The following is a 12,998-nucleotide window of genomic DNA, read 5'->3' as shown; positions in this document are numbered from 1 at the left end:
CTTAATCTTTAATTGTATGAGATTGGCATTTTCAAACTTTTCATCATCGCTATTATTGAATTATTGGAATGCTGATAGAGACCCAATACTGAATGAATTTCTGAAGGAAAATATCCCATTTATTTTATCTGAAAATACTGGATACATAGCTAATTCTAGTGTACCTTATAATGAAGAAGATATTGAGAAACAAGTCAAATCAATCTCATTTAAAGACCATCCATATTTTAAAAGCAATTATAAAACTGTTTCTTTTTCATTATTATTAAAAATGCTTAATAATAACTGTATTGGTTACTATAGCGCTCAGGTTTCTTTTTGCTATGAAAGCAATACTGATTTAAATATTGCTTTAACCCAATTAAAAAATCAATTTTCAGATTTTCCAAATACATCAATTATTCTCGCTTTTGACCAAATTTTCAATATCAAAACAACTGATGATTATTCTTGGCCTAGCAGTATCTATTTAAAGACTGTAAAGCAATCCCCTACTGAACATATTTTAATATTTAGTGCCACTGATTTGTTCTTTTGAGACTTTATCATTGACATTATACCTAAATGGTATTATTACCTTGATTGAAGCTTTTTTGGGTAATAATATGGGCATAAATATAGAAAATCTCAGAATAACGCCAGAAATTCTCTCACTGATCGCTGAAATAGACGAGTTCAAAGGGGCGTGACGTGCATTGGGGCAATTAGCCCCTGAACAGCTTTCTTCGCTTAAAAAATTAGCTACGATTGAGAATATTGGTTCTTCTACACGAATTGAGGGTAGCAAATTGACAGACAAAGAAGTTGAGATTTTGCTCTTCACCCTTGAGATACAAAAGTTTGGGACACGGGATGAACAGGAGGTCGCTGGATACTCCTCTGTGATGAATTTAATCTTCCAGAGTTATGCCGATATTCCCCTTTCTGAAAATTATATCCAGCAACTCCATTCTGTTCTGTTGCAACACAGTGAAAAAGATTATTGGCATAGAGGTAATTATAAGAAGTCACCCAACCATGTAGAGGCATTCGATACCTTTGGGAAAAGCCTTGGCGTGGTCTTTGAAACAGCAAGCCCTTTTGAAACCCCAATCAGGATGCGCCATCTTGTTGATTGGGCAAGACAAGCCTATGCTGAGAAGCAACTTCATCCACTTTTAATAACCGCTATCTTCATTGTTGAGTTTTTGGCGATACACCCGTTTCAAGATGTTAATGGCAGGCTATCCCGCATATTGACGACATACCTTCTATTAAGAGAGGGCTATCATTATGTGCCGTATAGTTCACTTGAAGCTGTAGTTGAACAAAGTAAAGAGGGATATTATTTAGCCCTTCGCCAAACACAAGGAACATTGAAAAATGAAAAGCCTGACTGGCAACCTTGGGTCTTGTTTTTTCTTCGCACTTTGAGACATCAGAAAAAAAGACTGGAAGCAAAAATTGAACAGGAAAACCTGTTGTTTATGCAGCTTCCCGACCTGTCTTTAAAAATTCTACAACTAATACAATCAAGGGGCAGGGCAACAATCAGCGATATCGTGACGGTTGCTAAAGCAAATCGCAATACGGTTAAGAAGCATCTTGAAACATTAGTTGAAAAAAACCGAATTAAAAAGAATGGGGTTGGTAAGGGTACTTGGTATTCGCTATAGCTTTTTAATCACGCGGTGCACTAAATAGAAAAACCCACGACCAGCGTGGGTTTTAATTTGTGTGGGTGGTGTGGGCCGGGATCGAACCGGCGACACAAGGATTTTCAGTCCTTTGCTCTACCGACTGAGCTACCGCACCTTCCGTAGATATTTCCCCTTCGGGGTTGCAAATATAAGGAGTGGAATGGTTATTCACGCATTATCCACCATTTTTTTCTTTAGAATTCGCAATTCTTCGGCGTTCTAGCAAATGCAATCACGTCTCTGATATTAGTCATACCCGTTACAAACTGAACCATGCGCTCAAAACCAAGGCCAAAACCCGCGTGTGGTACGGTTCCGAATCTGCGGGTATCTAGGTACCAGCTCATTTCTTCCGCAGGAATATGCATTTCGGCCATTCTGGCTTCTAGTTTTTCTAATCGCTCTTCTCTTTGAGAACCACCTACAATCTCTCCGATACCTGGTGCTAATATATCCATTGCAGCCACGGTTTCTTTACCTGGTTCGCAACCATCATTCAATCGCATATAAAATGCTTTGATTTTAGCTGGATATCCCGTTACAATCACGGGCTTTTTAAAATGCTTCTCTACTAAGTAGCGTTCGTGCTCACTCTGCATATCAATTCCCCAACTAACATCGTACTTAAACTTCTTCTTTTTATAGGCAGGGCTATCCAATAAAATTTGAATGGCTTCTGTATACGTGATGCGTTCGAATTGATTATTAACCACAAAATTCAATTTCTCTAATAAGCCCAATTCGGCTCGCTCATTCTGTGGTTTCTGCTTTTCTTCTTCGGCTAAACGTTGGTCTAAGAATTCTAAATCCTCTTTATTATGCTCCATTGCATAACGAATCAAGTATTGAATAAATTCTTCCGCCAAATTCATATTGTCTTCAATATCATGAAAAGCCATTTCAGGCTCAATCATCCAGAACTCAGCGAGGTGGCGGGTTGTATTAGAATTTTCTGCTCTAAAAGTTGGTCCAAAAGTATAGATCTCCGAAAATGCCATCGCACCTAACTCTCCTTCTAACTGTCCACTCACCGTAAGATTAGTGCTTTTTCCAAAAAAGTCTTCGGAATAATCAATATTACCAGCGGCATCTTTTGGTGCAGAACCATCCATTGGCAAAGTAGTTACCCTAAACATTTCACCTGCTCCTTCAGCATCACTTGCGGTGATGATGGGCGTATGCAAATACACAAAGCCTTTTTGATTAAAAAACTGGTGTACCGCAAATGCCAATGAATGACGAATGCGGAATACTGCGCCAAAGGTATTGGTACGAAAACGCAAATGCGCTTTCTCCCTTAAAAATTCTAAGCTATGTTTTTTCGGTTGGAGCGGATACTTCTCTGCATCCGAATCTCCTAGTATTTCTAGCGTTACCGCTTTCACTTCAATGGTTTGTCCTTTACCCACACTTTCCACTACTTCTCCTTTCACTTTTAGCGATGCCCCAGTTGTGATTCTCTTCAAAGTTTCATCATCCAATAATCCCAACGCCACTACTACCTGCAAATTATTATTAGTGCTTCCGTCGTTCAATGCGATAAACTGATTGTTGCGAAACGTTCGCACCCATCCCATAACCGTTACCTGATCACCTGGCTTTCCTGAAGCTAACAGGGTTTTTATCTTGATTCTAGTGTTAAACATGACACAAAGATAACCAAAGACTGCTTCAGAAACTGCATTTACAGCGGTTTTGACAGAACATCTCTAAATTTTTATGGCTAATTAGTGTGGATATTCTCAATATTTTGTAACATTGCAGTGGAAACAATGCTGATTAGCCCGTTATAGAGCTCCAAAATTTCAGTTACTCTCTTTCCAAATCAACCCAATTAACCTTTCTGAGTTTTTTTTCCTTAGACTGGATTAACCTTTTTTATCGTTTGAATTTGATACCCCCCAAACAATTTTTCCATTTATGTATGACATTCTTCAATTAAACGACATGCTGCTTCCAGAGTTAGTGGATATAGCAGAAAGTTTAAAAATTACTGGTGCAAAAAAACAAGACAAACAGGGCTTAATTTATAAGATCCTTGATTCGCAAGCTGTACAAGAAAGTACTGCCAAAGAAAATGGCGTAGCCAAAAAAGCGGGTCGCCCAAAGAAGGCAGTTAACATTAAAACTTCTACTGGCGCTACAGAAGAAGCAGAAGTAATGCAAGAAGCACCTCCTGCGCCTATCGCAAAAGTTGCAAAAGCGGCACCTATTGCAAAAGCAGCTCCTGTTGCTAAAGCGGCGGCTCCCGCTCCCCCAATAACTCCTGCACCCGTAAGAAATAACAACGAACAAGCAGGACCAAGTAGACCCATCCGTAAAGCAATGCCTCCTAAAAAAGGACCTGTGGGGCCTGGGCCAAGACCTAGAATAGAGCAACCAACCGAAGCGGCTGAAGCAATTAACAACGGACAAACAGAAAACGATCCAACAACCAATATCGCTGCGGCCATTATTCAAACTTTGGAAGCCAGCGACAACAATTCCGAAGCTGCACAAGCTCCTGAAACTACTTTACAACAAGAACGTCCTAGACATCAACCCGTTAAGAAAGAACCTGTTTTCAATATTGAATTTGAAGGCGTAATTCCTGGTGAAGGGGTGTTAGAAATGATGCCTGACGGATATGGTTTCTTGCGTTCTTCTGACTATAACTATTTATCTTCTCCAGATGACGTATATGTTTCTCCGTCTCAAATCAAATTATTTGGTTTAAAAACAGGAGATACCGTAACAGGATCTGTACGTCCTCCTAAAGAAGGGGAAAAATATTTTGCTTTATTAAAAGTAGACTTCATCAATGGTAAACGCCCCGACGAAGTACGCGACCGTGTACCTTTTGACTACTTAACACCTTTGTTTCCATTCCAGAAACTAAATTTATTTACTTCACCTTCCAACTATAGCACCCGTATTATTGATTTATTTACCCCAATAGGTAAGGGTCAGCGTGGATTGATTGTAGCTCAACCAAAAGTGGGTAAAACCATGTTGTTGAAAGAAGTGGCCAATGCCATTGCTGCCAACCACCCCGAATGTTATTTGATGGTGGTGTTAATTGACGAACGCCCAGAGGAAGTGACCGATATGGAGCGCAGCGTTAATGCGGAAGTAATTGCTTCAACTTTTGATGAGCCTGCCGAAAAGCACGTAAAAGTTTCTGCCATTGCGTTACAAAAAGCAAAGCGCTTGGTAGAGTGCGGACACGATGTGGTCATTTTATTAGACTCTATCACCCGTTTGGCTAGAGCACATAATACCGTTGCCCCTTCAAGTGGTAAGGTTTTAAGTGGGGGAGTGGAAGCCAACGCTTTACTAAAACCCAAACAGTTTTTTGGAGCGGCTCGTAAAATTGAGAACGGCGGATCATTAACCATTTTAGCTACTGCTTTAGTAGAGACTGGTAGCAAAATGGACGAAGTGATTTTTGAAGAATTCAAGGGTACAGGTAATATGGAATTACAGTTGGAAAGAAAATTAGCCAACAAGCGTATTTTCCCTGCCATTGATTTAGTGGGTTCTTCTACACGTAGAGACGATTTATTATTAGATAAAGATGTATTACAAAGAATGAATATTCTGCGTGTATTCTTAAATGATATGAATCCGGAAGAAGCCATGAATGAATTGCTCAAGCGCATGCGCGGAACCAAAAGCAATGAAGAGTTTTTGGCAAGTATGAATCGATAATTCTTAATTTTAATTGTTCTATAAATCCCCAAGTTATTGGGGATTTTTTTTTGATGCAACCTTTTTGTTGTTTTTTGCATTCTTCTAATATCAATGGAGCTAAAACAACTTATATCAGAATGTGCAAAAGGCAGTACTACTGCCCAGCGATACTTATTTGATAAGTTTAGTACTCGATTTTTACTGCTTTGCAACCGTTATTTAAAGCAAGATGAAGATGCAGAAGATGCCATGATGAATGGCTTTTTACAAATATTTCAATCTTTATCAAAATTTAGATTTGAAAATGATGCAGCATGTATAAGCTGGATGAAAAAAATCATGGTGAATAAATGTTTGGAAATTATTCGGTCTAAACACAGATTCCTATCAGTTGTTGATGAAAGCAAAGCAGAAGATATAGCAATTGATGAAACCCTTTATCAGCAACTTGAAGTTAAAGCGATACTAGCATGTATTGAAAAGCTTCCAATTGGTTATAGAACAGTATTTAATTTATATGTGATTGAATCATACAGTCATAAAGAAATAGCTGCTTTATTAAATATTCGTGAAGGCACAAGTAAGAGTCAATTAAATAGGGCCAAACAGTATTTACAAAATTTAATCTTAGAACAAGATAAATTTATTCAACATGCAACAAAATAAAAATAATTTAAGCGAGCTTATTTCTGAATGGGAGGCCTCTCAAATAGGATTGCCTGAAAGAAGCGAAATAGTTTGGGATAAATTAGAAACTGCCTTAGAAAATAAAGGCAAGAAAAAATGGCCTATTTCATTTTTATTTGCGGCTGCTTCTATCTTAATTATAGCGGTGTCTGGAATATTTTTTTTTCAAAATGATTCATCAAATAATAAAATAGTTAGAAAAAATAATAAGGTTTCAATTAAAGAATCATCATTAGAGCCAATAAGCTCAGAACCCAAATTCATAGAAGGAATTATTGTTCAAAAAAAGAAGTCAACCCTTATAGATAATCAAACAAATCAACCGGTATCTTCTCTTGATTCACAAGATGAGGTTTTTAGAGATACCATTCACTACCAACAAAAAATTATTGAATCCAAGAATATTACCAGCGTTGAACCAGTTTTAATCAGTACAAAAACAGAAAATGTAGATCAAGAAATTGAAAAGCCTAATTATTGGAAACAGTATAAATCAAGTTCAAAAATTAAATTTGGGTATCAGATTGTTCATATCAATGATTTGAATCCACACGCTAAACAAAACATTTTATCATCAATAATAGAAGAAAAATCATTTCCAAATTTTGAAATTCCTCCTCCAAACGAAACAAAGCATAAGTGGAAAATCACATTACACGCAAATTCGAGTCCAATTAGTTTAAGTCAAAAAGAATAAAACAATGAAAAAACACTTTTTTTTATTCCTACTGATGGTAGGAACAGCTACTGCTTTGCTAGCTCAAAGCGATACTTACAGAACATTAAATCCAGTTAGTTTTACTGAGCTGCGTTTCAATCAAGTTCGTCCAGGATATTCAAGGGTTCTTTTTGAGTTTAGGATGCCCTCATCAAATAGTAAAATTAATTTAGAACTTGGGAGTATTGGTCAATTAAAGTCTTTGCCAAACCTCGATTCATTATTTAGCGTTTCTTTATTGGCGATTAAACAAATTATTGACTCAACGCCTAAAGATATTTATGCAAGAAGAATTGACGTAAGACCAGTTGATAACAAAGTGGAGATTCGGATGGTTTCACACGAATCCAATCAAAACACGTTGGTTTATCAAAATGGAAATCTAAATAATTTGAAATTAGATAAAGATACACTTCGAATTATTTTTTATCCTCAAGATGAACAATTGCAATATCAAAAATATTATCCTGCTTTTCTTTCCATTCACGTTAATCATTTAACTGATCTTTTCAATTTTGAATCAAACTCCATTGCACCTTGCATTGCATTATTAAAAAAAAGCTTTAATGAAGAGTTCCTTCAAAAATCAAATGCAATTAAATCTTATTCCGCAGTTTTTGATATGAATGAACAAAAAATGATTTTCCCTAGTACAAAAATGATTCAAAAAAAGGGAGTAAGAGCTTATTCTGGTTTTCAAAATAATGAGTCAACTATTTTGCCAGCTATTTATGGTAGTATGCAATTTGTTAGGGGCTCTTTTGTACCCAGTTTTGCGGCAGGCTTAAGCTATATTATTTCAGAAAATAAGCGGTATGATCATCGTGTGTTTCTAATGTGGGAGCCCTACTTTTTCTTTTCGAATAATAATAATCAGTTTAAAACCGACCGCAATGATTTTATTTCATTTAGAAAGGTTGATTTTGATAAACCTGAAAAGGGTGGATGGAGTTTTGTTCAAAATTTTTCTGTCGGTTACCTAGTTGGCAGAAGAGGCAATTGGTTTGAACCAAATACTTTTAAATTTAGTTTGCCGGGCATAAGGAATCATACTTTACAAATTGAGCCTGAGTTTTATTTCAATAATTTTTTTAGAAATTTTTCGCCAACGTTAAGACTTAGTTTGTTTTTTGAATAAGGAAAATGATAATGAATTGTACTAATAAAAAGGGCACCACTAAATAGTGGTGCCCTTTTTTAATTTTGACCTTAACTTTTATAAGATCATTTTCTTTTCTCCAAATAAACAGTTGGGGGTTCTTATTGACCTCTTCAAAGTTCTTTGGATAAAATAAACTTCAAGCTCTAATCTAAAAAAGATTTAGGTGGCCGAATGTCTAAAAAATGTGGTTCTAAATCTTTTTTAATTAAGAATTGATCAACAAAGCCTACTAAACAAAGAGTACAAAAGAGACCCAAGTAAATTAAATCATTGATTTGATTATGCCCTTCTTCCCTTCTGAAATTGAATAAAATCATTAATAAAATTGCAAATTGAAATCTATTAATATTTGATTTATTGAAAAATACAAATCCAGAATAAACTAACAGTATAGAGCTCAACATAATAATACACATAATACTATTAGATACATTTAAAGTTGTACTAAGCAAGGCTGCTAAAAGCTGAAACAATAAGATGCCCAATATGATTGGTAAAATTCCAAGTCGCATAAAAAATAATTTTATTTCATACAGTCTTTAAATTTTAATTTAACGAATTTACAATTTTGTTATATTTAATCATTTTACACCATTCTTATACTTTCCGAAATTTAGGGACACATACAAAGCATTTAAAACCGATAAGTTAGGGTGGGTGTAAATGTTATTGCTTCTAATGAGTTGGTAGAAATTAAATAATAAATTCTTGACCTAATTCCTAGCTCAAACTTTGTATCTATTTTTTTTGAATAATGAAGTCCTACAAAAATTCCCCCTTCCTCTAGGTAGCTGTTATTAAAATTTCTTTGTTCAAAAAGAATTCCGTTCCTTGAAATACTAATCTCTTGTTGTTCTGGTCTCAAATAAAACAAACCAATCTGACTCCTTAAAGCCGGTATTTTTTTTATTATATCTCTTTCATAAAAAATCTGATAAAAATGATTTACGTGTTTAATGTCAAAATCTTTTATCGATAATTCAATACCGTTAACAATGCTTGTATAATTGATTGTTTTTTGATTTGAACTTTTAGCATAACCAAAACCCCAAGAAGCTCTATTGGTAACATCATATTTAAGTTCTATGCCTCCTATTGTTCCAATAAAATTTTTGTTCGAAATTTCTGTGACTGGAAATGGAGGTGCTTGTTCTTGATAGCTTCTTACAAAAAAATTGCCATTTAAGCCGTAATTCACTTCAAATGAAAACTTACTTTTTTTCTGCGCTAAAACAACAAAAGGAGAAAGAGAAAGTAAAAAAATTAATAATTTCATATGTTGTTTTTTAAAACTTTAATTGAATATAGTAGAGCAAATTAAATAAATGGAACTAACATTAAAATCTTTATGCTCTTTATATTCTACTAATTTGTACAATAATAAATATGGACGAAATAAAAAATTAGTTTTTTAAGAAAAAATTAGGAACCAATAAATCCAGAAAACCTATTCCACATTGTGAAGTAATGTTGTTTTTTTAATAGCAATTCATCATGTTTTCCTTGCTCAATTAATTTACCTTCTTGCAATACTAATATATCATCGCAGTTTTTTATGGTTGATAAACGATGAGCTATTATTATTACTGTTTTACCTAGACTTTTAAACCAATCTAATGTTTCTTGTACTTTTTGTTCGCTAACACTATCCAATGAGGCTGTCACTTCATCCAATATTAAAATTTCAGGATTACGATACAGTGCTCTAGCTATTGCAAGACGCTGCCGTTGTCCACCAGATAGGTTTACTCCGTTCTCATGTAAAATAGTATTGTAGGTTGCAGGCATTTTTTCTACAAATTCATCAATACCTAATTGCTTTGAGATATTTAGCACTTTTTGTAAATCTGGCTCAAACTCACCAATTGCAATATTTTCTACAATGGTACCTACAAATAAATCTATCTGTTGAGGAACTACAGAAACCATTTTTCGCAAACTGGAATTGGTAATATATTTTATATCAATGCCTCCAATCGTTATATTACCCTCTTTTAAAGGATATAGATTCTGCATGAGTGATAGTAATGTAGATTTTCCACTTCCGCTCTCTCCTACTATTGCAGTTGATGCTCCTTTTTTTATAGTAATACTTAATCCCTCAAAAACAGTATTCCTTGTTCCATATCTAAAATATATATTATTAAATTGTATATCTCCTATCAAATCTTTTGTAAGTGATATTTGTGTTTCGTTGCTCCCTTCTGTTTCAAGATCTATAATTTCGAATAATCTATCGGCTGCAATTAAAGCGTCCTGTATACTTTTATTGGCGCCAATTAAAGAGCTTGCTGGTCCAGTAAAATAACCTATCAAAGCATAAAACGATAATAACTCACCTGATGTAAGTTCTCTACTCATTACAAAATAGCATCCTGCCCAAAGTATAATAATGGTAAATAGTCTGGTAATAAATTCAGATGCCGTTCCTAAATAAAGCGATTTAATTGTGCTACTATAAATATTTTGTAATAATACTATGAATCTATTTTCTGTTTTTATATTGGCATATTCTTCTAAACCAAAACGCTTAATTGTTCCAGCTGCTGTAATGCTTTCTACTAACTGAGTTTCTAAATCTGCACTATTTTCCATTAACTTTCTTTGCCATTTTTTATTTACTAGGTTACTTATATAGTAAATTATTAAGTAGGCTGGAATAATGCCAAGCATTATTAAAGCAAGTTTCCAGTAATACAAAAACATAAGACCAATAGAAAATAGTACTATTAAAATATTTACAAACATGTTAAGTGCCACGTCATTTATAAAAGCACGTATTTTAACAGCATCATTTACTCTGCTAATTATTTCACCAACACGCATTGTATCAAAAAAACGCTGAGGCAATTGCAGTAAATGTTTGTAATAGCCTAAGATTAATTTAGCATCAATATGCTGCCCAGTTTGTACGCCAATTATTGTTTTAAAGATGCCGATAAATATTTGAAGCAGTAAAATCAATATCATTCCAATACTCAATAAATTTAATAGTTGCATATTGCCTTCTGGTAAAACAAAGTCTATTATTTTTTGCATGTAAATAGATGATGATAAACCTAAAATGGTATAGATTACAGCACCAATTAACGCCTGCACCATTATACCACTATGCGGGCGAATTAATTGCCAAAAACGATTAATACTCGATGTTTTTTGATTCCCTTTTGTAAACGCTTCATCAGGCAACAACAGTATAATTACCCCTGTCCATTCTTTGGCAAAATCTGCTATGGGTTTTTTATGAACCAGTCCATCACCCGGATCCATTATTGTAATGTATTTTGCCGTTACTTTATAAATTACCACAAAATGATGCAATCCATTTTTTATAATTACATGAGCAACTGCGGGTAGGGGAATTTTAGCAAGGCTTTCTAATGATCCTTTGGCCCCTTTTGCCTGAAAGCCCAATCTTTCTGCGGCTTCAATCATACCCAACACATTGGTGCCGCGCTTATCGGTGCCTGCGTATTGTCTAATTCTGCTCACAGGTAGTTTTAATTGATAGTGTGCTGCTACAGATGCAATACAAGCAGCTCCACAATCGGTAATATCACGCTGTTTTACCTTACTACTTTTTCTCACTTAATGCTGCAATATTTTGGGGTGGGGCTATAGGGCTAAGCCAATCATTTAAATTATCATAAAGTAGTTGCCAGAGGCTTCTTCTAGCTACAATAAATCTTGCTTGAAAACTCAATCCCTTTTTAAGATGACCAGTAAATCCATTTTTTAAATGTAATTGTGTACTATCAAAACTGCACCTTAGCTTAATGACAGGCATATTATTTACCAAAGTGTAATCATTGTCTATAGCAGTAATTTTTCCAGTTAAAACGCCAAAATAGTTATAATCAAAAGCTTCAATTTGATATCTAGCAGTCTGACCTATTTTAAGTAACCCAATATCTTTAGTTTGTACATAGCACTCGCCCACCAGTGAACCTTCTGGTGAAATAGTACAAACAGGCTCTCCAGCTTGTATTATTCCACCAGCATATTTTGTGTTAATTCCTTGTATGTATCCGGCAATTGGTGCCTTAATTTCATAATATTTTGCTTCAGCGATAAGCTGTTCGCTTATTTGTTGATATTGAGATAGCTCTAATTTATACCTTGCTAATTCTTGTTGCCAATTTATTAATTGTTCTCTCACAAAAGCTTTATTGTTTGATTGTATTTGCTGTAGATTGTTTTGATAATCGAAAAATTCTTTTGTGCTAATAACTTTGTCTTTTGCTAATGAAGTATTTATTTCTAATTCCTTTTCTGCTTTCTGTAGTATAGAATTTTGTTGCTCTTTTTGATATATGTATTTGCTTAGTTGCTCTTTATATATTGGAGATTGAATCTGTGTTAATAACTCTTCAGATAACATTTTTGAAGCTGTTAGGATAGTAAGATCTTGTATAAATACTATCCGCTGATTTAACTCATATTGATTTAGCGTTGTTTTACTTTTTGTGTTTGGATCATTTATTTTTAAAATGAGATCACCCGCTTTCACTTTACTACCTTCTGTAAAATAAATATTTTGAATTAACCCTCCCAAGGATGATTTGACTTCTGTTCGTTCGCTATTAGGCCGAGTTATGCCCATAGACTTTACAGAAATGTTGGTGTAAATGTGGGGTAAAGAAAAAAGGAGAGCTATAATAGAAATGAAAATAAAACCGAAGAAGCAATAAACGCTTTTTTTTAGCTTTGGTATATAGCCAATAACGGTGTTTGGAATGAACATATCTGGGATTAACATAGAGTAAATTACCGATATCGGTTTTTTTCTTCTTTTCTAAAATAAAAAATGGGGGGGGCACATGAAAAGAAAAAAGGTTAGTGGGATCATAAATATTCTTGTGTGTATTGCTTATTTCCAATTATTTATAATTTGTCTATCCGCATAATTATACACTAAATAATAAAATAAAACAGCTAGAATTACAACAAATAGAAAAGGTAAAATTAATTTTTTCACTTAATGAATATTTTTAGATTTTTTTCAATAAATGTAATCGCTTGGGCAAATAATAAAATATAGACTTAAACTGAACAATACTTTAAGTTATCACTCCTTTTT

The 12,998-nt window shown here is 34.3% G+C and carries 11 protein-coding genes and 1 tRNA gene; 6 read left to right on the top strand and 6 right to left on the bottom strand.

The window, feature by feature from the left end; genetic code table 11:
• Window positions 1-16 precede the first annotated feature (16 nt).
• The gene (locus tag ACTIEI_RS03085; protein WP_439504810.1) at window positions 17-538 is read left to right on the top strand and encodes a hypothetical protein; all 522 of its coding nucleotides are present in this window, start codon (window positions 17-19) and stop codon (window positions 536-538) included.
• Window positions 539-695: 157 nt separating this feature from the next.
• A complete protein-coding gene (locus ACTIEI_RS03080) occupies window positions 696-1,655 on the top strand; it encodes a Fic family protein (protein ID WP_439504809.1) in 960 nt (319 codons plus the stop codon).
• A 66-nt stretch (window positions 1,656-1,721) separates the two neighbouring features.
• On the opposite strand, the gene ACTIEI_RS03075 is transcribed toward ACTIEI_RS03080, so the two are convergent.
• Window positions 1,722-1,794 (bottom strand) — tRNA-Phe (locus ACTIEI_RS03075).
• 79 nt (window positions 1,795-1,873) lie between these two features.
• A complete protein-coding gene (asnS, locus tag ACTIEI_RS03070) occupies window positions 1,874-3,325 on the bottom strand; it encodes an asparagine--tRNA ligase (protein ID WP_439504808.1) in 1,452 nt (483 codons plus the stop codon).
• Window positions 3,326-3,599: 274 nt separating this feature from the next.
• Between asnS and rho the strand changes: the two genes are divergently transcribed.
• The 4 genes from rho to ACTIEI_RS03050 all read left to right on the top strand — a co-directional run bounded on the left by rho (window position 3,600) and on the right by ACTIEI_RS03050 (window position 7,894).
• Complete coding sequence (gene rho, locus ACTIEI_RS03065; RefSeq protein WP_439504807.1) at window positions 3,600-5,369, top strand: transcription termination factor Rho; 1,770 nt, start codon at window positions 3,600-3,602, stop codon at window positions 5,367-5,369.
• A 93-nt stretch (window positions 5,370-5,462) separates the two neighbouring features.
• Complete coding sequence (locus ACTIEI_RS03060; RefSeq protein ID WP_305266848.1) at window positions 5,463-6,017, top strand: RNA polymerase sigma factor; 555 nt, start codon at window positions 5,463-5,465, stop codon at window positions 6,015-6,017.
• A complete protein-coding gene (locus ACTIEI_RS03055; protein ID WP_439504806.1) occupies window positions 6,004-6,735 on the top strand; it encodes a hypothetical protein in 732 nt (243 codons plus the stop codon). Before ACTIEI_RS03060 ends, ACTIEI_RS03055 begins: the two co-directional genes overlap by 14 nt.
• A 4-nt stretch (window positions 6,736-6,739) precedes the next feature.
• Window positions 6,740-7,894: a hypothetical protein gene (locus tag ACTIEI_RS03050; protein ID WP_439504805.1), complete on the top strand. Its 1,155-nt coding sequence runs from the start codon at window positions 6,740-6,742 to the stop codon at window positions 7,892-7,894.
• A gap of 167 nt (window positions 7,895-8,061) precedes the next feature.
• On the opposite strand, the gene ACTIEI_RS03045 is transcribed toward ACTIEI_RS03050, so the two are convergent.
• The 4 genes from ACTIEI_RS03045 to ACTIEI_RS03030 form a co-directional block, all read right to left on the bottom strand.
• The gene (locus tag ACTIEI_RS03045) at window positions 8,062-8,430 is read right to left on the bottom strand and encodes a hypothetical protein (protein ID WP_305266851.1); all 369 of its coding nucleotides are present in this window, start codon (window positions 8,428-8,430) and stop codon (window positions 8,062-8,064) included.
• A 122-nt stretch (window positions 8,431-8,552) separates the two neighbouring features.
• Window positions 8,553-9,194 carry a hypothetical protein gene (locus ACTIEI_RS03040; RefSeq protein ID WP_305266852.1) on the bottom strand — a complete coding sequence of 214 codons (642 nt, stop codon included), beginning with the start codon at window positions 9,192-9,194 and terminating at the stop codon, window positions 8,553-8,555.
• Between the two features lie 146 nt (window positions 9,195-9,340).
• A complete protein-coding gene (locus ACTIEI_RS03035) occupies window positions 9,341-11,506 on the bottom strand; it encodes a peptidase domain-containing ABC transporter (RefSeq protein WP_439504804.1) in 2,166 nt (721 codons plus the stop codon).
• A complete protein-coding gene (locus ACTIEI_RS03030; protein ID WP_304758733.1) occupies window positions 11,493-12,677 on the bottom strand; it encodes an HlyD family secretion protein in 1,185 nt (394 codons plus the stop codon). Before ACTIEI_RS03030 ends, ACTIEI_RS03035 begins: the two co-directional genes overlap by 14 nt.
• Window positions 12,678-12,998: the final 321 nt, after the last annotated feature.

The organism is Sediminibacterium sp. (assembly GCF_051860225.1).
In the GTDB taxonomy this organism is placed as follows: domain Bacteria; phylum Bacteroidota; class Bacteroidia; order Chitinophagales; family Chitinophagaceae; genus Sediminibacterium.
This window is presented reverse-complemented; position numbering and strand designations above follow the sequence as displayed.